At 69.3% G+C, this 21,024-nt stretch carries 20 protein-coding genes; 10 read left to right on the top strand and 10 right to left on the bottom strand.

The window, feature by feature from the left end; translation table 11 throughout:
- Window positions 1–21 precede the first annotated feature (21 nt).
- The 3 genes from ACFC79_RS16010 to ACFC79_RS16000 form a co-directional block, all read right to left on the bottom strand.
- Window positions 22–1,038 (bottom strand): DUF1702 family protein, encoded by a 1,017-nt coding sequence (locus ACFC79_RS16010; RefSeq protein WP_376240347.1) that lies wholly within the window; start codon window positions 1,036–1,038, stop codon window positions 22–24.
- Window positions 1,039–1,146: 108 nt separating this feature from the next.
- Complete coding sequence (locus tag ACFC79_RS16005; protein WP_376240345.1) at window positions 1,147–2,133, bottom strand: DUF1702 family protein; 987 nt, start codon at window positions 2,131–2,133, stop codon at window positions 1,147–1,149.
- A 247-nt stretch (window positions 2,134–2,380) separates the two neighbouring features.
- Window positions 2,381–2,824 carry a winged helix-turn-helix transcriptional regulator gene (locus tag ACFC79_RS16000; protein ID WP_376240343.1) on the bottom strand — a complete coding sequence of 148 codons (444 nt, stop codon included), beginning with the start codon at window positions 2,822–2,824 and terminating at the stop codon, window positions 2,381–2,383.
- 300 nt (window positions 2,825–3,124) lie between these two features.
- Here ACFC79_RS16000 and ACFC79_RS15995 point away from each other — a divergent pair, with 300 nt between their 5' ends.
- Window positions 3,125–3,973, top strand: coding sequence for a DUF6008 family protein (locus ACFC79_RS15995; RefSeq protein ID WP_376240651.1), 849 nt, complete (start codon window positions 3,125–3,127; stop codon window positions 3,971–3,973).
- Window positions 3,974–4,352: 379 nt separating this feature from the next.
- On the opposite strand, the gene ACFC79_RS15990 is transcribed toward ACFC79_RS15995, so the two are convergent.
- Window positions 4,353–4,784: a DUF4240 domain-containing protein gene (locus tag ACFC79_RS15990; protein WP_376240342.1), complete on the bottom strand. Its 432-nt coding sequence runs from the start codon at window positions 4,782–4,784 to the stop codon at window positions 4,353–4,355.
- A gap of 127 nt (window positions 4,785–4,911) precedes the next feature.
- A complete protein-coding gene (locus ACFC79_RS15985; RefSeq protein ID WP_376240340.1) occupies window positions 4,912–5,091 on the bottom strand; it encodes a hypothetical protein in 180 nt (59 codons plus the stop codon).
- Between the two features lie 308 nt (window positions 5,092–5,399).
- Here ACFC79_RS15985 and ACFC79_RS15980 point away from each other — a divergent pair, with 308 nt between their 5' ends.
- Both ACFC79_RS15980 and ACFC79_RS15975 read left to right on the top strand, forming a co-directional pair.
- A complete protein-coding gene (locus tag ACFC79_RS15980; RefSeq protein WP_376240338.1) occupies window positions 5,400–6,686 on the top strand; it encodes a choice-of-anchor A family protein in 1,287 nt (428 codons plus the stop codon).
- Between the two features lie 258 nt (window positions 6,687–6,944).
- Entirely contained in the window at window positions 6,945–7,079 is a 135-nt protein-coding gene (locus ACFC79_RS15975; RefSeq protein ID WP_376240336.1) for a hypothetical protein, read from the top strand.
- 91 nt (window positions 7,080–7,170) lie between these two features.
- Here ACFC79_RS15975 and ACFC79_RS15970 read toward each other — a convergent pair whose 3' ends face one another.
- Window positions 7,171–8,367 (bottom strand): IS701 family transposase, encoded by a 1,197-nt coding sequence (locus ACFC79_RS15970; RefSeq protein WP_376240333.1) that lies wholly within the window; start codon window positions 8,365–8,367, stop codon window positions 7,171–7,173.
- Window positions 8,368–8,990: 623 nt separating this feature from the next.
- On the opposite strand from ACFC79_RS15970, the gene ACFC79_RS15965 reads away from it, so the two are divergent.
- The 7 genes from ACFC79_RS15965 to ACFC79_RS15935 all read left to right on the top strand — a co-directional run bounded on the left by ACFC79_RS15965 (window position 8,991) and on the right by ACFC79_RS15935 (window position 16,568).
- Window positions 8,991–9,578, top strand: a complete 588-nt coding sequence (locus tag ACFC79_RS15965; protein ID WP_376240330.1) for a TetR family transcriptional regulator — start codon at window positions 8,991–8,993, stop codon at window positions 9,576–9,578.
- 470 nt (window positions 9,579–10,048) lie between these two features.
- Window positions 10,049–10,999, top strand: coding sequence for a ScbA/BarX family gamma-butyrolactone biosynthesis protein (locus tag ACFC79_RS15960; protein WP_376240327.1), 951 nt, complete (start codon window positions 10,049–10,051; stop codon window positions 10,997–10,999).
- A 724-nt stretch (window positions 11,000–11,723) separates the two neighbouring features.
- A complete protein-coding gene (locus ACFC79_RS15955; protein WP_376240324.1) occupies window positions 11,724–12,944 on the top strand; it encodes a helix-turn-helix domain-containing protein in 1,221 nt (406 codons plus the stop codon).
- A gap of 162 nt (window positions 12,945–13,106) precedes the next feature.
- On the top strand, window positions 13,107–13,820 hold the full coding sequence (locus ACFC79_RS15950) for a condensation domain-containing protein (RefSeq protein ID WP_376240322.1): 714 nt from the start codon (window positions 13,107–13,109) through the stop codon (window positions 13,818–13,820).
- A 374-nt stretch (window positions 13,821–14,194) separates the two neighbouring features.
- Window positions 14,195–14,833: a ScbR family autoregulator-binding transcription factor gene (locus ACFC79_RS15945; RefSeq protein WP_376240320.1), complete on the top strand. Its 639-nt coding sequence runs from the start codon at window positions 14,195–14,197 to the stop codon at window positions 14,831–14,833.
- 89 nt (window positions 14,834–14,922) lie between these two features.
- Window positions 14,923–15,669, top strand: a complete 747-nt coding sequence (locus ACFC79_RS15940; protein WP_376240317.1) for an HAD family phosphatase — start codon at window positions 14,923–14,925, stop codon at window positions 15,667–15,669.
- 125 nt (window positions 15,670–15,794) lie between these two features.
- Window positions 15,795–16,568, top strand: a complete 774-nt coding sequence (locus ACFC79_RS15935; RefSeq protein ID WP_376240315.1) for an SDR family NAD(P)-dependent oxidoreductase — start codon at window positions 15,795–15,797, stop codon at window positions 16,566–16,568.
- Between the two features lie 461 nt (window positions 16,569–17,029).
- Here the strand turns inward: ACFC79_RS15935 and ACFC79_RS15930 are convergent, their stop codons facing one another.
- The 4 genes from ACFC79_RS15930 to ACFC79_RS15915 form a co-directional block, all read right to left on the bottom strand.
- Window positions 17,030–17,578, bottom strand: coding sequence for a GNAT family N-acetyltransferase (locus tag ACFC79_RS15930; protein WP_376240312.1), 549 nt, complete (start codon window positions 17,576–17,578; stop codon window positions 17,030–17,032).
- Window positions 17,579–17,726: 148 nt separating this feature from the next.
- Window positions 17,727–18,395 carry a nitroreductase gene (locus tag ACFC79_RS15925; RefSeq protein ID WP_376240310.1) on the bottom strand — a complete coding sequence of 223 codons (669 nt, stop codon included), beginning with the start codon at window positions 18,393–18,395 and terminating at the stop codon, window positions 17,727–17,729.
- 360 nt (window positions 18,396–18,755) lie between these two features.
- On the bottom strand, window positions 18,756–19,382 hold the full coding sequence (locus ACFC79_RS15920) for a hypothetical protein (protein WP_376240308.1): 627 nt from the start codon (window positions 19,380–19,382) through the stop codon (window positions 18,756–18,758).
- Window positions 19,379–20,305, bottom strand: a complete 927-nt coding sequence (locus ACFC79_RS15915) for a ParA family protein (RefSeq protein ID WP_376240305.1) — start codon at window positions 20,303–20,305, stop codon at window positions 19,379–19,381. The genes ACFC79_RS15920 and ACFC79_RS15915 overlap by 4 nt, the downstream gene beginning before the upstream one ends.
- Between the last annotated feature and the right edge of the window lie 719 nt (window positions 20,306–21,024).

Raw genomic sequence — 21,024 nt, 5'->3', positions numbered from 1 at the left:
GCACCCAATTATTCTTTTCCCTCACTGACCGACACCTTTCGTGGTGAGCGTGTTGTCGTTTTCCTCGACACCGATTCCATCGCGTCGATCCCTTATCGCCGCGGCGATCTCCTGCCGCCAGAACTCGAAGGCGGGAACGTCTCCGCGGTCCTTCGGATCGGGCATCAGGTCGGTGCAGACCCGGGCGGCCCGCTGCGGGGTGGTACCGCACAGGACGTCGGTGGCGAGATGCGTGGAGGCGATGGTGAGACCGGCCCTCTCGCGCGCCTCGGCGGCGAACGCGGCCCCCTGGCCGAGGTGGACGAGGTGCTCCCCGGCCCGCTGCGCGAGGTGCTCCAGTTCCTCGCGGTCCGCTCCCCCGGCGTACGTGGCGGCGAGCCCGGCGCCCCCGTACAGGTCGGCGTGACGGTGGGCCGGGTACGCGGCGATCAGGTCGCTCACCCGGTCGGTGTCGGTGCCGCCGACGAACCACAGGGCGCGTCCGATCCCCTGGTCGATGGCGCGCGCCGCGTACGACTCGGGACCGTTCGCCCAGCTGAAGGGGTGTCTGCGGGTGTCGTGGACGTACCGGTCGGTGTGGAAGTACGCCTGGTGGAAGCCGTATCCGTCGAGGACGAGCCAGCGCAGCAGCGGGTCGGTCCGGGTCACGTCCGGCCACAGGAACTTCGGGAGGCGCGCCAGGGCCCAGCCGATGCCGACGTAGATCATGTAGATGTGGTTGCGGCCCTCACCGGCCAGCAGCCCCGCCAGTCGGCCCTTGTGGCCCGGCAGCGCGTCCAGGACGACCGCTCCCATGGCGGCGCCCTCGTAGGCGAACCCGCGGAAGGCGCGGGGCACCGAGGCGAGCCACTCCTCGGCCTCCTCGGTCGAACGCGCCTCGACGGCGTACCCGTATCCCCGGAGGAACGACCGGCCGACTGTCTCCAGCAGTTCCTGGGCCTCGGGATTCTTCCGGTAGAAGCCACGCACTTCCAGTTTTGTCGCCGAAATATTCGGCGTGAGCAGGCGACGCCGCAGCACACGAAACGTCGTGGACATTCAATCAACCGCCCCTCTTGAGGATCTCCCCGCATTTCTCGGGAGTTGCTTTCGAAGGTAGCGAAGCGGCCCGGAGGGGCGTCTACTTCGGTTGTGCTCAAACGACGTTCACGAAGAAGCATTCACGAAGAAGCGCTCGCGCATATTCCGGCGCCAGGTCTCATAGGCCGGGCCGTTTCCGGTCGCCGCGCCGTCGGGGGCACAGTCGTCGGCGAGCCGTGCCACCGATTCCACGTCGAGGCCCGTGAGGGCGTACGCGGCCTGCCGGGTGTGTTCCGGGACGAACCCGGCGCGGTGGCGGCCCTTGGCGGCGAAGGCGGAGCCCTGCGCGAGATGCGCGGCGTGGTGGCCGCTTGCCGTGCGCAGGGACGTCAGCCCGGCGGGGGCGGAACCGCCGGCGAAGGTCGCGGCGAGCCCGACACCGCTCCACAGGTCGGCCTGCCGCTCCGCGGCGAAGGCACGCACCGCCGCGGCGACCCGGTCCGTGCCGCCGCCGTGGATGAACCACAGCGCACGCCCGACGCCCTGGTCGACGGCGCGCGGGAAGTACCCGGTGTCGCCCTCGAACGCGTAGGGCTCCGGAATCCGCTGTTCACCCACCCAGCGTCCGGTGTGGAAATAGGCGAGGTCGAAGCCGTAGCCGTCGACGGCCAGCCAGCTCATGGCGGGATAGAGGTCGGCATCGGTCAGCACGGGCAGCGCCTTCTTCCACAGCGGGCGGGGAAGGCGGGCCATGGCGAAGCCGATGCCGATGTAGTTGAGGAAGATGTGCGGCCTGCCGCCGCCCTCCAGCAGCGCCCTGGTGCGATCGCCGCCACGCGGCCCCATCGCGTCCCGGACGACGCAGGCCATGGTCGCGCCCTCGTAGGCGAAACCCCTGAGCTCCTGGTCGACCATGGACAGCCGCCGCTCCGTCGCCGCGAGATCGCGATCGGAAATTCCCCACTCGAAGCCGCACACCACGGCCTGCGGCACGGCTTCCAGGCGTCGCGTCGCGTCGGTGGGTTCGAGGTCGAACCCCCTCCCCGCGAAGCCCACCTCGTCCAGCGACGGGGCCAGGACCAGCCTGCGCAACGCTCCCCACACGGATGCCATCGATGCCTCCAGCCACGGGCCGCCCCCATGGGCGGCAGAGGGCTCATGGTGAGATGGCGGCGAGAAGACGGGCATCTTCCGATGTGCGAAGGGAATCCGGCCGCGACGGGTTCAGCACGCACGCGGAACAGCACGACACCACGTGCTCGGTGGCTGCCTCGGGCCCAGCCGTCACGGACCTCGCCGCACGACCGCCGGTGCCCCGGCACCGCCACCGCGGACGTCCGGTCCCGGCGTCACGCGCTCCTCAGCGCAGGTGCCGTACGTGGACCTCCGCGTCGTCGACGGCCCGCCCGCACCCGGTGCAGCGCATCTCCACCAGCACCGTGCCGTCGCAGCCGAGGTGGTCGGCCCGCCGCGGCGGCCCCGCCTCGTGCGGAAGATTGCGGTCGCCCCACTGCATGAGCGCGACGACGGCACAGGTCAGGTCGCGGCCCGCAGGCGTGAGCACGTATTCGTGCCGGACGGGCTTGTCCTGGTACGGCACCCGCTCCATCAGGCCGTGCTCCACGAGCCTGGTCAGACGGCTGGTCAGCACATTGCGCGCGATGTCGAGGCTCTCCAGGAAACCGTCGAACCGTTTGATGCCGAGAAGTGCCGACCGGACGATGAGCAGCGTCCAGCGCTCACCGACCACTTCGAGCGTCCGGGCGAGGGAGCAGTCCTGCCCCTCGTAGGTGTGTCTCAGCATGGGCTCACCCTAGCCGCGCCCGGGTTGCGTGAAAGGACCGATCCGCTCACCGCGTCGACGAAGCCGCGACTTCGTGAAGTCGGCACGCCCGCAGGGTTGTTGGCATGACGTCAGGCATCCCCAGCACCCCGCACGGGGCCGTCCGGAACCCGCCGTACCGGCCGCGCCGGGGGCCACGCATCGGACGGGCCGGGCAACCCCGCACAGAAGGAGTAGTGGACGCGCACGCCCCTTTCCTAGCGTCGGGCACTCCCACTCCAGGAGGCTTCTATGGATCACTCCACATCCAGCATGCCGGGCATGCCCGGCATGCCCGGCATGAGTACCACCGTGACCTCGGTGGACACGGCAGGCGCCGTGCTGTTCGTTCTCTGGGCCGCGGCGATGTGGGCCGCCGTGGCCGTCCTCGCCTACGCCAACCGCGGACCGGTGCGCCCGTGGGCGTACCGGGTGTCCGTCGCCCTGGTCGCACTGGGCGTCATCGGCCAGTTCGGCCACTTCCAGGAACACGTGGCGCAGGCCGGCTACTGGATCGCCCACCCCAACTCACCGGCCTGGATGACGCCCTGGGGCGACAGTCTGGCCCGGGGCATGGGACAGATCGACATGACCAAGCCGTCGCTCGGCATGGAGATCCTGCACCTCGTCGGCAATTTCATGTTCCTCGCCGGCCTGGTGGGCATCATGCAGATCACACGCCGCGCGAGCGGGCAGCTCACGTCCCGCAAGTGGGCAAGGATGGGCGTGTGGATGCAGGGCATCCACGGCATCGAGCACGTCGTCCTCACCCTGTCCGTCGCGCTCGGCGCGAGCCGCGCCATCGGCCTGTCCACCTGGTTCGGGGCCCTCGAACCGGGCCCGGGGCTGGTGACGTACCGGGTGTGGTGGCACTTCGTGGCCAACGCCGTCGGCACCACCATCATGGCCATCTCCGTGTATCACCTGTGGAAGGAGCGGCGCAGTGTGAAGGCCGGCTTCGAACCGGTCCGCGACGACGGTCCCTCCCCGGCCCGTGACGACGGTCCCGATGCGCTTCCCGGTGGCGGGGCCGGGGCCCCTGCCGCCACCGTCCCTGCGACGGCGGCGACGCACTGCCCCACCTGCCGGAAGGAGGTGTCGCGCGAGCCCGCGCTGGCGGGCCGTTCCTGAGGGTCGGCGGCACACGGGGCGGTTCACCCGCAGGACCGGAAACGGCGCCCGGCACATGCAGCCGTGCCGGGCGCCGACGACACCGGCCGTCCGCCGAGCGGTTGCCGCCGCCACCGCCCGCACTCCCCCTGACGGCCGACCCGGCGATCGGCCGTCAGGAACCCTTGAGCAGGCCGCGCAGTCGACTCGTGAGGACATGGGCAGCCGACGCCGTGGGCAGCACGGCTCTCGAAGCTCAACCGCCTCCCGCATCGCCACTCCCCACCCGAACGAGTGAACCGATCCCGACGCCGGAGCTCGGGGCTCGAAACCCGAGGCGCGGAGACCGAATCCCGGAGCCTGCACCCGGAACGCCGAAGAGGTTTCGGCCGAGCGGCCTTCAGCCCTCGGTCCACCCCGCCTTGTTGGAGTACGACTCGTAGTCGTACGCGGTGCCGCGGTCCCATGCGTCGCCGGTGACGCACCGGTACGCGTTGTCGGGCACCCGGAGCAGCGCCTCCGCCCAGACGAGGTCCTCGGCGAACGGCACGAACAGCTCCGGATCCCGACGAACGCCCTCGTACACCTCGCGGCCTGCGGCGACGACGGCCGCTCGGGTGTAGAGGAACGCGTCGCCGGACAGCTCGTCACCGTATTCCCGGCGATCCAGCTCGAACAGCAGCCGGGAGAGCTGTTCGGCGAAGCCGATCACGTCGGCCACGGGACCGTTCGCCAGCCGGGCCGTCAGAGCGGCCGCGAGCAGATCACCGTCCGGGTCCGCGGCCGAAGGTCTGCATTCTTCGATGAGCTGCCAGAAGGCGTCCTCGTTCATGCCGCAGAGCATGGCGGACGGGTCCGACAGCGAAGACGTCCGTGGCGGCGCCCGTGGGGCACGATCCGGCAACCGGCCGTCCGCGACGGCCGGTCCCGGCGCATGTGGCGGCGGGCGCCGCGCGCCGTCACGGCATCAGGTGGGTGGGCTGCCGGCCCTGCGGGGCAGTGCGGCCGGACAGGTTCTGCAGCGGCTGCATGGTCCTGCGCAGGTCGTCCTCGATCCTCTCGGCTTCCTGGCGCACCTGCGTGGGAACGTCCCCCTGTTCCTCGACCAGTCGTGCGTAGATGGGAGCCTGTTCAAACACGTGCATGTCCTTCGGTTCGGCGTCGCGCGGATGATGTGGCAACGGGTGCCGAGTGTAAGGGGCGGCACCGACAGGCATGTCCGGGCCGGGTCGATCCGACCGCGCCGGTGACCAGGAGCGGGCGAGCGGCCGACGTTCGGCGCGGGGTTCGACGCCCCATCCAGGAGCAATACCAGACAAAACCTCTTATTCCTGGCGCCCCATCAGCACTTCGAGCATTGGTCTTGACCAATGTCCTTGTGTGTGAAAAGTATGGACAAAGCCGCCACAGAATCTTTTCATTCACCTTCGCGGGAGAACCAAGCCCCATGCGCATATCCGCAACCGCCGCAGCCGCCGCGCTCGGTGGTGCCCTCGTACTCGGCCTCACCGCTGCTCCGGCAGCACTTGCCGCGCCCTCCGATTCGGCCGGATGCTCCACCGACGCCTTCGGTATCGCCGGAAAGTACGGTGAGTTCGTCCTCGGCGACGACGTCCACACCCCCGATGCGGAGGGTGCCGTGGCCGTCGGCGGCAACGCCGACTTCCGGGGCGGCTTCAGCGCCGCCAACGAGCTGACGGCCGCGGAGGTCGACGCCCTGCCCGACCGGGCCTCGCTCGTCGTCCGCGGCGACCTGCTCAACGACAAGTCCGCCACTGTGGTGATGAAGGGCAACGCGGTCGTCGGCGGCAAGGTTCGCGACCGTGCGGTCGAACTCCACTCCGGCACGTTCAGCCAGAAGGCCGACCTGATCGACTTCGACGGCGAGTTCGCCAAGCTCCGGTCCTACTCCTCGGCGCTGGCTGCCATGCCGGCGACCGAGGGCACCAAGGTGACGCTGAGCGGCGGCAGGCTCACCCTGGAGGGCAAGGACTCCGACCGCAACATCTTCAAGGTGACCGCCGGTCAGCTGGAGCAGGCCAAGGAGGTCTTCCTCAAGGTCCCGGCGGGCTCGACCACGATCGTCGACGTCAGCGGCGGAACCTACGACATGACGAAGGGCGGGACCACCGGGTTCTTCCTGTCCAGCGGCGGCGGCTTCATGCTGGACGACAAGCTCCAGAGCGCCGCCGACGGCAAGGTCCGCGCCCGGCTGCTGTGGAACTTCGCCGAGGCCACCACGGTCACCAAGAGCAGCAAGGCGGCCTGGCCGGGCAGCGTGCTGGCGCCCAGGGCGCACCTGGAGCTGGGCACCGCCGCACCGATCAACGGCTCGGTGTGGGTCGCCTCGCTGCACGGCTCGGGCGGCGCCGAGACGCACCACTTCCCGTTCAGCGGCTGCCTCCCGGAGACCGGCACCACCCCTCCCGTCACGCCGAAGCCCAGCGGCAGCCCGGAGACCACCCCGCCGGTCGAGGCCACGCCCTCCGCCTCCGTGACGCCGCCTTCGGCGAGCGGTACGCCGACCACCGGCCCCTCCGAGTCGACCGAGACGACCGAGACGCCGGGTGCCCCCGCCCCGTCGCAGAGCACCTCCGGCGCCCCCGGCTCCGGCGGTGACCTCGCGTCGACGGGCAGCAGCGGCACCATCCCCCTGGTCATCGGCACCGCCGTGGTACTCGCCGCGGGCACCGGCCTCGTCGTCGTGGCCCGCCGCCGGTCCAAGCAGGCCTGACCCGAGGAACTCCACCCGCCACGGGCGGAGTTCCCGTGCACGCCCCGGCCCCGGCCCCGGGAGCAGCGGATCTCCGTTGCTCCCGGGGCCGTTCCGTACGCCGTCGGCAGCACCGGCCGGACCGGGTCGCTCCGCGTACGAAGGCGGCAGCGTCGCGACGGGCGCGAACGGCTCCTGCCACTGCCGCACAGTCGGTCGCCCGACGACCCCGGCACCGTCCGGCGCGGCGCGGTGCGGACGGTCGCCGGTGAGCACCACGTGTGGCACGAGCACATGCTGGCCGCCGGGGACCTCGCCGTCGCCCCGGACGACCTGGCCCGGATCATCAGCGCGTTGGGCCCGGCAACGGCGAACACGGCCTCACCGGCGGGCGACGCGGGCCTGCGGTCGTGACCGGCCCGCCGATACGCCGTCCCGGCGGTCGCCACGTCCCCGGGTGCTCCGGGACCGTCATTCGCCCCGGGCGGTCACGGATGCCCGGGGCTCAGGCCGCGGCGGGGGTCTCGTCGGGCTCGGGGCCCGATCCGTTGAGCCGGCTGTAGGCGAAGGCCGCGGAGACCAGGGTCATGTGGTGGTGCCAGCCGGGGAAGGAGCGGCCCTCGAAGTCCGCGAGGCCGAAATCGTCCTCCAGTTGCTGCACCGTCTCCGTCGTGCGGCCCTGTAACCGGGTGATCGTCAGCAGGGACTCCATCCGGCTGTGCGTCAGGTTCGTCAGCCACAGTTGAGCCGGTCTGCGGGCCTGGTCCCGTAGGGCGAACAGGCGGTAGGTGCGGCGCGGCAGCACGCTGCGGGCGGGCGCCGTACCGGGCAGAGCGACGAAGCCGGTGAGCACCGTGGTCGGGCGGGCAGCCCCGCCCCCGGGAGCGATCGTCTCGATACGTGCCAGGCTGCCGGTCTCGATCTCGAACAGGCTCCGCGCGGTGAGGACGAGGCCGGATTCGCCCGTACCGCCGTGCGGGGTGAGCCGCAGGTGACGCCCCGCCACGACCGGCAGACTGCCCGGCACCGCCACGACGAAGTCCCGGTTGCGCCGGGCGAGCCCCCGCACCAGGGCGGCCGCACCCGGTTCGGTGCTCAGGTCCGCCAGCACCGGAACGGACGCGGCACCGCTCGCGGGCGTCAGATGGTCGACCAGGTCGAGAACGTGCTGTTCCAGGGGGCGTTGGCCGATGTCGTCCGGGATCCGGGTCCGGCGCCGCCGGTCCGGGTCCTTGACCCAGGCTCCCGGCAGCATCAGCCGCCAGTCGACGGGCACCGCAAGATTCCGGTCGGTGAGGAAGGCACCGATGCCGACCTGGCAGGTGACGGAGCGTCCGGTCGAGGGGACGAAACGGCGGTGGACCCCGCAGGAGTGCTCGCCGCGCTTGCGGATGACCGCCAGGTCGATCGCGTAGGCCGACGGCGTCATGCGCCGGGCGGTCCAGCGGGCGAGTTCCTCCCGTACCGGCGCCCAGTCCCAGGGGCTGGCGTTGATGAACTGGTGGAGCGACTGCGAGGCGGTGGGCGACTGCGAGGCCGTGGCGGCGAGACGGCGGACCGACTTCTTCCCGTTGGTGGTCAGCAGGCTCTGCAGGTACACATGGGCCCACCTGCGCTGATCGGTGCGTGGCAGATTCTCGAAGACGGCCTCGGCGAACACAGGCACCGAAGTGCGTGACCGCGTGGCGGCACTCGTGACCATGACGTTCCCTCCTTGCGACAGCCGACGACCACGACGAGCATCAAGAAACAATAGCGAACGACCTCTTTGTTTTATGAGCCCTCGGAGCCAACTTTGCGACTTCGCCAAGTCCGTGAGACCTCCGGCAGACTCCCCCGCCAAGGGCTCGATCGACGGCCGAAACTGGCGGGAAGTGATCAATTCACCTGGCCAGACGCCCTCAAGACATGCGGGAACCCGCTGACGACTCGATGAGGAACCCTCCGGGGAGGCATCGCACCCGAAACCACCGGAACCACATTTGACATAGCGATCTCTATGATTTTTTTACCTGACCATCGGTGTCTTCCCGCCCCGGCCTGCCACGCGGCGGCGCCGGGACGCGGCATGGCGCCCGTCGTCCGGCGGGGCGATCACCGCCGCGAGACCGGAGCGTGCGCGATCACGCAGAGCCGCGGCGTCGCGGGGAATTTCCGAACGAGTCCGGCAGAAGCCCGATACGTCTTCAGCAACTCCGCGTTGTAGATCTCGGACCGCCGACGCAGGCTGGGCCCCGCGGGCGCCATGACCTGACGACGCGGAGGCCGCGGCGCGAGGCGCGAGCCGCGGCGTCGCTCGCCCCCACGAATGACTTCGGAGAAAACATGGTCAAACAAGCGAGGGCCGTCCGGACCCGGGCCGCGCTCGTGCACGCGGCAGCCGGACAGTTCGCCCAGGACGGCTACGAGCGTACGAGCCTGGCCCGTATCAGCAGAGCGGCCGACATCTCCATGGGCGCCCTGTCCTTCCACTTCGCATCGAAGGCCGAACTTGCCGAAGCGGTCCACGAGGGCGGTCGCGAACTGGTGGAAGCCGCACTCGACAAGCTCGGCAGCGAGCCGGGTTCGGCGCTGCGCGCGGTCGTCAGACTGACGCTCGAACTGACGCGACTGATCGACAAGGAGCCTCTCGTACGGTCTGCGGTGCGCCTCGCACGCGAGCGGCAGGCGTTCGAGGAGTGGTCGGAGATCTGGCTCCCCACCGTGCGCGAGCTCCTGGCCAAGGCGTCCCGGGATGGGGAACTGCGGGAGGGCGCACTGCCGGACGACGTCACGAGACTCGTGGAGTACCTGGCGGCCGGCTCCGAAGCCCAGTTGAACGCATCGAAGGAGGTGCGCGACGCCACCGAGTCCTTCGAACGGGTCTGGCGCGTGGCTCTCGCGGGCGTATCGGCCACCGACGAAGCCGTCTGAACCGGCACCCCGCCGCCGCTCCCCCGCGTACCTCGCCGCCCCCGACCGCCGGTCCGTCCGTCCGGGCGGACGGCATCCGGACGCGGCGTCACCCGGTGGGATATTCCGCCGGAATACGCGTGACGCACGGTCTGCGGGACAGCCCCTAAACGGTGATCCCGTCCCCAAAATGTCACCACGAATTCGCCGGGACGATCACCGACACGGCCCGGACGACTGCGCGCTATTCGACAGAGGATCTTCCATCCGAATCACCGACCGCACGATCGCCGACGGCAGTACGGAAATCTCCCGCACGAAGCAAGATCGAAGCAGGACTTCCTTCACCGCCCCCACACGGGAATCCCCTGCTCAACACCATATTCACACGTCCTACTCGACAAACAAAACGAGCATCCTTTATTTTACTGAGCACCTTCACGGGCCCCGGCGCCCGGAGGTTCCACATCGGCACGCCCCAGGGGAGAGGCATGCTCATCACGACTGAACGTCCTGCCGTACCGCGTCCCGCTCTGACCACCACGGTCGCCAAGGAGTACGTACACCGGGCGGCACTCGCGGAGGTGTTCCTGACCGGCTGGCACAAAATGGGTGACGATCACTTCGTCGTCACCGCCCAGTGGCCGCGCAGCCACAGTTTCTACGCGTCCGAACACGGCTTTCACGATCCACTGCTGCTCTGCGAATCGGTGCGGCAGACCTTTCCGCTGCTCACCCATGCCGCATACGGGGTGCCCTTCGGACACCAGCTCAGCTGGTCGCACTTCCGATACCGGGTGATTCCCGAGGCCATGCGGGCCGGAGCGACCCCGGCCGACATCGAACTCCACATACGCTGCTCGGAGATCAGACGCCAGAGGGTGGTGCCCTCGTCTATACGGATGGACATCGAGGCCGTCCGTGACAACACGCTGCTGGCCGTGGCCTCGGCCCGGTCCGGCATCCACGCCCCCGCCGTCTACCAGTGGCTGCGTCGGGGCCACGGCGACGACATACCCCGCTCCTACGGCCGGGCGCCTTCCCCCACCGCCCCGGTGCACCACGACGCGGTCGGCCGCCATCGCCCGCAGGACGTCGTCCTCACATCCACCGGACGGGAGGGCCACTGGCAACTGCGCGTCGACACGTCCCACCCCGTCCTGTTCGACCACCCCGTCGACCATGTGCCGGGCATGCTGCTCCTGGAGGCGGTCCGACAGGCCGGCCACGCCCTGGCCACCGCTCCGGCGCCCGAGACGCCGACCTTCATGGACGTCCGCTTCCACCAGTACGTGGAGTTCGGCTCCCCCTGCTGGATCGACGGCACCGCCATCGCGTCCCCGGCGGACCGCACGGACCGCGGTGTGCGGGTCGACGCCCACCAGAACGGCACGCCCGTCCTCACGGCGCAGACCGGCATGACCGATCTGACCGGGACCTGAGGCCCCTCCGGATCCGCCGTTCTCCCGTTCCGCCGTCCTTCTGATCCGTCATCCCCGGATTCCTTCCGGAGGGCGGTCGGAGGACGGCTGGAGGACGGCCGGAGATTTCGACAGGCTGGCACATTCCCGAACGTGTCGACATCATCGGCACCCGATTGCCGTCACGGAATGAGTGCTCCTTCTCCTGCCGTCCGGAATTCCGTTCCGGATGACGGGAGAAGGACCGGCCGGCGCTGCCGTCCCATACCCGGAACGGGAGGGGGAACCACATACGGCCCACCCTCCGAATACGGACGCGAATCGAGACCGAGGAAAGAAATCCACAGGGCGAGGGAAACCTCGCGAACCTGCCCCGAACCGCCCCCCGGGCAACCATTTCCCGGACGCCCTTCGCAGCCCGCGCCGAACGGGCGGAGCGACCGGGGATCGGCACGGCGGACAAAATATTCACATGGGCCGGCCCCGTCAGGTGTCTCATTTCGTTGCCCCATTCGGAAAATCGACCGTTCCGGAGCACCTTGGCAATTCATTCTCGATACCTTGGCAATCGTTTCCAACACCTTGGCAATCAGAAGGCAGTTGCACAACTCGCCATGCATGCTGCGCGAGCGCCGATTTTCGGCAATACTTTGCCCACTGCCGCCACGCGGCCCCAGGGCGGTGGGCGTCGCCTCCGGGCGGCGTCACCTGTTGTCTCACGCGGGTTCAGGAGTTGGTGTCGGTCATGTGGGAACAGCCGTTGTTCGGACGTCGACTCAGACAGCTGAGGCTCGAACGGGGGCTGTCCCAGGCGGCACTCGCGGGCGACGGGATGTCCACCGGCTACCTCTCCCGCCTCGAATCGGGGGCCCGGCACCCCACCGACCGGGCCGTGGACCACCTGGCCCGCCAACTCGGTGTGTCCCCCTCGACGTTCGAGGAAGAGCCCGCCGACACGCTGCCCCAGGCACTCGCCCATGTGGCCTCGGCGGAGACCGAGGAGAATCTGGAGGCGCTGGACCGCGCCCTGAACGGCTCGCACAGCCGTGACGCGCTGCGCTGGCAGGCCCTGTGGATGCTGGCCCGCTGGAGACAGCGGCACAACGACCACGGCCGGGAGCGGGTGTATCTGGAGGAAATGGTGCGCCTCGGTGACGAACTCGCCGTTCCCGCCCTTCAGGCCCGCGGCCTCACGCAGCTCGCCCGCTGCTTGCGCGCACGCGGTGATACGGCCCCCGCCACCGACGCCGCCACCGCCGCGTACCGGCTGGCGCGCGAGCACCGCCTCCCCGCCCGTGACGTCGTCAACGTCCTGCTGGCGCTCGTGTCGGCGGAGGCGGAGACGGGACATCTCACCCGGGCCCGGCAGCACGCCGACGAACTCACCGAAATGACCGAGGGCCGGTCGGACGCGCTGTGGGCCGAGGCGCTGTGGACCGCCGCCGCGGTCCGCGCGCACCAGGGCGACAACGCCGCGGCGGAGGAGCTGCTCCTCACCGCGCTGGACGGCTTCGACCGCGCCGTCGACCTGCGCCTGTGGCTGCGGCTGCGGATCGCGGCGACCAAACTGCATCTGCGCAAGAGCCCACCGGACCTCGACGCCGCGAAGTGCTGCATCGATCAGGCCGACAGCGCCCTCGTCTACGTCGGGGTTCCCTCGTTCGCCCAGGAAGTGACCGCCCTCAAGGCTGAACTCGCCTTCCAGAAAGGCGAGTTGGACAAGGCGCGGGTGCTGGTGGACGAGGTGCGGAAAACCGGTCCGCGCCTGACCTACCGGGACCGGGTGAGGCTGGAGATCCTCGACAGCCGTCTGCTGATACTGGGCGGGCGCCCGGACGTCGGACTCGACCGGATGCGCGCCCTGGCCCGGGAGGCCCAGCAGTCGTCCAACATCGAGCTGACCGCGGACATCTGGAAACTTCTCGCCGAGACGCTTGCCCAGCGCGACGAACAGACCGTTTCCTGATCACAGCTCCTGTTCACGGGAACGACTTGCCACGGTCGTCGGGAGTCGCCCCGCCGTTGTCGCCAAGCCTCGCCACCTCGTGGCAACCTCTTGCCAAGCGCTTGGAAAGCAGGATCTGCCGAGCGGGAACGGCTTCAGCCCGGGGCGGTACGAGGAGGAAGCATGCGAGACGGACAACGCGACGCTCAGCACTCGATCGCCGTTCCTCTGGGCGCGCTGCCGGTGGCGGCGTCGAACCCGGAGTTCCCGCAGACGCCGGGAGAACCGGTCCGGACGGGGACCGTCGGCACGACGACGGCCCACTGCCGGGACGCCAGGGGGCCGGCCGACCGCCTCGGTCGCCCGATCGCACACGTCCCGCACACGCACCCGGTCGCCGTGGCCCCGCCGGTGGACGGCGCACCGCTCACCCCCGAACAGGCGGCCTTCCTGACGGCCCACCTGCTCGCTCCGGAGGACGATCCGTCGGCACACTGCGTACTGGCGTGGATGGTTCACGGGCCGCTCGATCTCGACGCGCTCGAAGCGGCCGTCGCCGATGTCCACCGACGTCACGACGCCTTGTGCTCCGCCTACCTCTACGACCCGGAACCCGTGGCACGGCCCGCAGACGCGCCGGCCCCCGCCGTCGAGGTCCTGGCCTCCGTACCCGACCTCGGCAGCGCGCTCACCACGGTCCGGGAGGCCGCCGAGGACCCGATGGCGCTGAGCGAGGGCGAGGTCTGGCGCGTCTGTCTCGTCCACGTCACGGACGAACGCTGGGTGATCGGCTGCGCCGTCCACGGCGTCGCGTTCGGCGCCAGGACGGAGTCCGTGCTCGCGGAGGACCTGGCGCAGGCGTACAACGCCCGCTCCGCCGCCCTGCTCCCCTCATAGGCGGCGGAAGCCACCTGCCGGGCGTACCGCGAAGATCATGACCTCGTGACAGGTTTTCGCAGGGGAAGCGGGCCTTCGTCGCGCCAACGAAGACGGCATCAACTGACGAATGGTTTCATGACGTTCATTTCGCTCTCTTGGTGATGAATGCCTCGTCAAGACCTTCTCCCACTGCGCCCGCCCTGGTCCTCCGAGAGGCCACGAACAAGCCACCAGAACACCATCTTCGCAGGTCAAAGCCATGCGACACAGACCGGCCGGCACGGGTGACAACGTGATGACGGCAAAAAAACGAGGCCCGTCCTGTTTCCCTTCCGGGACAAGAGGACGGCCTATACGATAAAGACCGTTCTCTTTTTTTTATGGAGGTGGTCATGGGCAGGCCGAAGCAGGAGCGGGCCATGCAGACCCGCGAGACGATCCTGCGGGCGGCCGCGGAGGTGTTCGACGAGTTCGGCTTCGCCGGCGCGAGCATCAACCGGATCCTGAAGCGGGCCGAGGTCACCTCCGGCGCCATGTATCACCACTTCGAGTCGAAGGAGGCGCTGGCCCGGGCGCTGATGAACGCCCAGTCCGAGGCGATCGTCCCGTGGGTGGGATCGACAGGTCTCCAGCGCCTTGTCGATTTCACTCTGATCTGGTCGCAGCAGCTCCAGGAGGATCCGCTGCTGCGCGCCGGTGTGCGACTGACCGGCGAGCAGGCGACCTTCGGCGTGCAGGACTCCAGCCCATACAGCGGCTGGGCGGAGATCATGGCCGACTGCCTGGTGGTCGCCGCCGACAAGGGCGAGTTGCAGCCCGGGGTCGAACCGGACGCCGTCGCCCAGTTCGTCGTCGAGGCGTGCACCGGCATGCAGACCGTCGCCGCGGTGGTCAGCAGACGCGAGGACCTCGGGGACCGGGTCGCACGCATGTGGCAGTTGCTGCTGCCGGGCATCGCCGTACCCAGCGTCATCATGCGGACCGACGTGAGCACCGACCGCCTGAAGCATCTCGTTCCCGCACAGGACTGAACAGGGCCGGTGCGCGCCGACCGCGCGCAACACGCACCGCCGTCCTCGCAAGGCACTTCTCCTCTTCCCGCCGTCAGCATAGGAGTGTCATGGTCACGAAGATTCGGCAGATCCGCCTGGCTGCGCTCAATATCGACGGTGTCCTGCTCAACGACACCTTCAGCCCGGTGATCCACGGTTTCCTCACCCGTCGGGGCGCCGTGTACACGGCGGATGTCGAGCGCCGCATCTTCTCCCAGCCACGGCACATCGCGGCACGGGAGATCGCCTCGATCCTCGGTCCCGACACCGACACCGGAGCCGAAACCGGCTCCGGCTCCGGCTCCGGCTCCGGCTCCGGCTCCGGCTCCATCATGGCCAGGTACTTCGAGGAACGGGCGGAGTTCCTGACCGCACACCCGGTCCGGATCAACGAGGGCGCCGTCGAACTCGTCCGCAGGGCAAGGGCCCTGGGGCTGAAGACGGTGTGTTACGGGGGGCTGGGGAAGGAACACTTCGACACGTTTCTCGGCGAGTTCGCCGACCTGTTCGACGCCCCCGGGTACATCTGCACCGATGCCTTCCGCCCCGGCATCCACGAGATCGCCACGGAGTTCTTCGGCCTCGGTCACGACCAGGTACTCGTCATCGACGACGTCGCCCGCGTCGCGGAGGCCGCGAAGTCCCTGAACATGCCGTTCATCGGGCATCCGAGCCCCTTCGAGCACAGTTTCCAGCGGCAGTTGATGCGGGAGACCGGTGTGCGCCACGTCGTCGGCTCCCTCACCGCCATCGACGACGCACTGCTGCGGTCGCTGGACGAGGAGGCCGCGGCAGGCACGGTCTGGCGCGACTGACAGCCCCTCGGGTTCCGTTCCGTTTCGTCGACGGAACCTGCGCGAAACGGGACACGGCCCCGTCCCGCCACCCGGTGAGAGACGACGCGCACCGTGGGCCAGGGTGCGTCGGAGGAGTCCACACGATGGGTACCGATCACGGAATGCTGTACGGCAAGGTCGCCATGATCACCGGCGCCTCCAGCGGTATCGGAGCGGCGGCGGCCCGCCTGTTCGCCGCCGAGGGGGCCGCGGTCGTGCTGATGGCACGAAGACGGCGGAACCTGGACGACGTGGTCACCGAGATCACGCGGACGGGAGGCAGAGCCGTGGCCGTGGCGGGGGACGTGGCGCAGAGCGACGACGTGGCTCGCGCGGTGCACACCGCGGTCGCCGAGTTCGGCGGACTGCACGCGGCCTTCAACAACGCGGGCTTCGCCACGGCCGGCACGGACCTGCACGAGTTGAGCGACGAGATCTACGAGCACACCATGGACGTCAACCTACGAGGCGTCTGGAACTGCCTGCGCCAACAGATCCCGGTGATGCTGAAGTCCGGTCCGGGCGGCGCCATCGTGAACACCTCCAGCGTCGCGGGCCTGCAGGCGACCGGGGCGTCCGCGCCGTACGTCGCCGCCAAGCACGCCGTCATCGGCCTGACGAAGGCCGCCGCCCTGGAGTACGGGGAACGGGGAATCCGGGTCAATGCCCTGGTCGTGGGCGGCACCCGCACCGAGATGATGGACGAGGTCATATCCGCCCACCCGGCGCTGGAGGATGAATTCGTCGCACGGACCGTACAGAAACGCATGGCCGCACCCACCGAGGTGGCACAGGCGGCGGCCTGGCTCTGCAGCGACCGCTCGTCCTTCGTCACCGGCATCGCGATGCCGGTCGACGGCGGCTGCACCGGTTCCTGAGGAACACCGGCCCCGGACCGACCCCGAGCAGCGGCCCCGACCCCGGGGCACCCGGACCGGAAGGCCCGCCGACAACGGCACAGAACACAAGAACGTGCACATCACAAGGTGATCCCGGCGCAACACAGCGACCGAAGCGACCGAAGCGACTGAAGCGACTGAAGGTTCGGATACATGAAGGCACTCGGGCACGCGTGCCCTTCGTCATGAACATGAGAGACTTCAGTCGCTTCAGTCGCTGCTTTGCTCGTCTCATCCGTCTGACCTGCGACTATTGCCCCGCGCCGGGGCCGACGACCGAGTCCCGACCGTACTCTCGGTCGCTGTGACCGCCACCGCACGGACCGCACCGGCTCCGACGCGCTCCCCGGAACGCGCGGACGGGCCAGCCGGTGGATCGCTTCGGCGCTCGCGAGCACTCGGTCGAACGGGGCGGACGGGACGCCCCTTTGGGCACGGGTTCAAGCGGGCGGCGTGTCCGGGGACCACACGCCCATCCACTGTTCGGCGCCCCACGCCTCGTACCGTTGCACCTCGGTGAACCCCAGCTTCGTCGCGAGGCGCATCGAACGGCCGTTGGCGGTCTGGGTGCAGAGCACCACCGGCTCGCCGGGAAGCACGTCGGCGAACCAGCCGAGCACCGCCGCGCACGCCTCGGCGGCGTATCCGTGTCCCCATGCCTCCGGCAGAAGCAGGTAGCCGAGTTCGGCCTCCCCGGCATCCGGACGGACATGACTCCGACGCTCCGCATCGCGCCGGTTGAGCTCGACGGTGCCGATCAACGCTCCGTCGAGCTCGATCACGAAAAGGCCCGGACGCCTCTCCGGCGTCTCGGGCAACGCGCGCTCCAGCTCATCACGCGGTCGAGGGCCGCCCAGGTAGGCGCCCACCTCCGGCGAGGCGAACAGCTCGACGAACGCCGCGCGATCCCGTGGCTCGGGCTCGCGCAGCACGAGCCGCTCGGTCGTGATCGGAGCAGGTGGCCAGGCGACGGACCCGAGTTCGGTCATGGTGGGGAACCTATCGCACGCCCGCCGAGCAGCACGTGCGGTACGCCGCCCACCCCGGGACACCGGATCGTCGGGAGCGCGCCCACCGACACGGCACCTCGACGGAGCAGCCCTCGGACCAACAGGCAACGGACACGGTCACCACGTCCTACCCGCCGCCGACGAAGGTGACCGTCTCGGCGAGCGGGGCCCGGTCGATGCGTACGGGCCGCACACCCGTGTCCTCGAACCCGATGGACATGCCGCAGAAGAGGATCAGCCCGGGCGACGGCGACACAACCTCCGCCACGGTCCCGCGGTACACCGACCACGCCATCTGGGGACAACTGTGCAGCCCTTCGCCCCGAAGGAGAAGCATGACGGTCTGCAGGTACATCCCGAGGTCGGCCCACTGGGCCGGTCCCATCCCACGGTCCACGTAGCAGAACAGGGCCGCGGGGGCTCCGAAGCAGTCCCAATTGGCGGCGACGGCCTCCTGACGCGCCCGCTTGTCCTCGCGCGAGATGCCGAGCGCCGCACAACGCTGCTCCGCGGCGGCGAACCGGCGCTCCCTGTACGGGGATTGCAGCTCGGGCGGGTACATCCGGTACTCCCGCTCGTCCCCGGGGTCCCCTGCGGCCACCCGCTCGGCGGTACGCTCCTTCAGCTCCGCCAGCGGCATGCCGGTCAGCACGTAGACGTGCCACGGCTGGAGGTTCGCTACGGACGGAGAGCGTGCCGCGGCGGACAGCACACGCTCAAGCACCTCTCTGGGAATCCGTGCCCCGCTGAACCCGCGTACCGCCCGTCGGCTCGCCACAGCTTCGTAGACGTCCAAGGGACGCCCCCTCACATATCGACGCCCTGCCCCCGCCGACCACTTCCGGCACCGGTGGGGCCTTCCACGGTACTGACGGCCGAGCGCACGGACATGTGACCGGGGAAGCCCCGCAAAGGCCCCGGAGGCCCGCAGAAGGCCCGCAGAGGCCCTGGAAACCCGTCACGGGGACCGGCTCACGCACCCGGTTCCCTCCGCTTCGATCCGCAGAGGGACTACCCGGCCGCCGTGAGCCACCTGTTCCCTCCCCGGACACGTGCCGCGCCGCGGGGACACCCGGTGGTGCTCCGGACACGTCTCCCGAGCACCACCTCCTCCTCGACGCCCCCGTCCAAGCCGCTCCCCTCCACCGAGGGGAGGTCACACGTCCCGGCGTCCCGGCAGGAACTGGTCGAGGACGATCGCGAGGAACTTCGTGTGGTCCGGCAGTCCGGATTCGACGACGAGCCCATTGATGATCCCGCGCTGCGCCTTGGTCGGCTTGTACTGCAACTGGACGGGGCCCAGGCCGCGCAGATCCGTGTCGTCGGCCTTGACGGCGAACAGCTTCGACTGGAACTTGGGTGCCCGGCGCGCGTCCTCGACCACCTGTCCGACCCCCTTCTCGGCAGCCGCCTCGACGGCGAGAAGGACGATCTGGGTGTGGGTCAGGTCGGTCTGCTTGCGGTGCTTGCGGAACCGGTTCGCGACATTCGTGGAGACGTAGAACCCGACCGGCTTGGCCGTGTCCGCATCGTCGACCGCGGCCGGTTCCTCGGCGACCTCCCGCACGGGCTGCGGAATCACCGACATCGGCCGCGGAGCCTCCACGACCGGAGCGGGCTGGACCGGGGCTGCGGTCGGCTGTACCGCGGGCGCGCTCGCCCAACCCGCCAACGCGCTGGTAGGGGCCGCTCCCCCACCGCTGAACAGATTGCCCACGCCTTCGTCGGACATGTTCTGCTCGTCGTCCTCGTCCACGCGCTTCTTGCCCTTCGGCGGTGTCATGCCGCAGTTTCCTTCCTCAGCTCAAGAGCCCGAGCAAACATTTCTTCGGTGAAACCTTCATAGTCGGCGGCCAGCCCCATCACGGTTTCCGGAATGCTCCGGTCCCCGCCCGCCCGCCGGTCGGCCAGCTCCGACACCAGCAGCCCCCGCTTGCGCACCAGCCGCGCCACCGACTCGGTGTGCCCGATCAGGTTCTTGAACATGTGGGCTTCCTGCCCGAGCACCTTCTGGACCTGCTGCCGCACGTCGGCGTGGATCCCGGTGTACGTGCGACCGGTGTCGAACAGCAGAACACCGAGCAGCGCGATGTGCGGGTTGAGCTGGCTGACGAACTTGACGTACGAGAATTCGAGACCGATCTGCGCGAGCCCGTCCTCGGCACCGCCGTCGCTCTTGACCGGAATGATGAGCCATCGCGCGGTCGAGAGGGCGAGTCGCTGCAACGAGGGGTTCTCGGGGGGCGTGTCGAGAACGATGATCTGGTACCGGTGCGCGATGGGCAGCAGGCACATCAGCAGCCGCAGGTACGCGTGCGGGCCCTCCTTGGCCAGGAGGGTGTGGAAGAAGATGCCGAACTCGTCGCCCAGCGCCGGCCCGCCCATGACCACGTCGAGGTTTTCACGCACGTTCTCCCGGGGGGTCAGCGGTGCGCCCGTTCGGAGCGATTCCAGCAACCCCGCTCCCCCATCGTTCCACTCGGCCTTCTTGTAACCGAGCTCGCGAGCGATGTTGCCCTGTGCGTTGCAGTCGATGATGAGCGTCCGCAACCCGCTGCGCGCGGCCTTTCCCGCGGCATTGGCGGAGACGGAGGATTTGCCGACCCCGCCCTTGCCGTTGCCGAACATGAAGATGTGCGACAGCGAGGCCCAGGGGATCGCCGGTAGCTGTGCGCGGATGTCAGGTGCCGCGAAGGGACTGGACATGGGTCCTCTCACTCTCGTTCAGGCCCGAAGGGGTGGCCTTTATGTCCGATTTGGAATGGTATGGATGGTCAAAACTTCGCTCAGAACGATCCTGCGCTCCGGGCCGTCCCATGACGGTGCGAGGTAGGGCCCGGAACCACGGATACGACCGCCAAAAGCCCCCTCGGTCCCCCATACCGCCAGGTCAACGAACCCTTTCGGGTTTCCCTCCACGTAAGCCGCATCGCATCTCCCCAAGCTGAGCAACTCGCCTCTCAACCCGTCTGCTGTACGGCATGTGTACTGGTGGCCTGTCATGCGATGACCACTCCTGGTCGAACCACATGAACAGTCACCTCCAGCACAGTTGCGAAACAAAGTGCAGCACACGCTACCAGGAGTATCTCAGGGCCCGTCAGTCAACACGCCGATTCGCCCATTGCATCTCAGGCATGCCCCCCGGCCCGCCGGGTGATGGAGCGCCAGATGACCGGGCCGGGTTCGATCCGTGCAGCACCACGTACTGTCCGGCAACCCCATCGGCGCACCGACGGCGGAGCATTCACACCACTGGCACCGCCGATCGTCACGTCCCTTGACAGACCGGCCCATCAGCAGGTCCGCACGCACATGCGTCAGTCGGTCGGCTTCTGTGCAGGTACCCGTACTTGCCTCACTGGATGCCTCCGGGTGCGCTTCCCCGCCGTCCCTCGCACCTCTCCCCCGACCCGCATCGTCAC

Source organism: Streptomyces sp. NPDC056061 (assembly GCF_042266885.1).
Lineage (GTDB): Bacteria > Actinomycetota > Actinomycetes > Streptomycetales > Streptomycetaceae > Streptomyces.
Note: the sequence above shows the minus strand (reverse complement) of the source record. Positions and strands in the feature narration are given on the sequence as shown.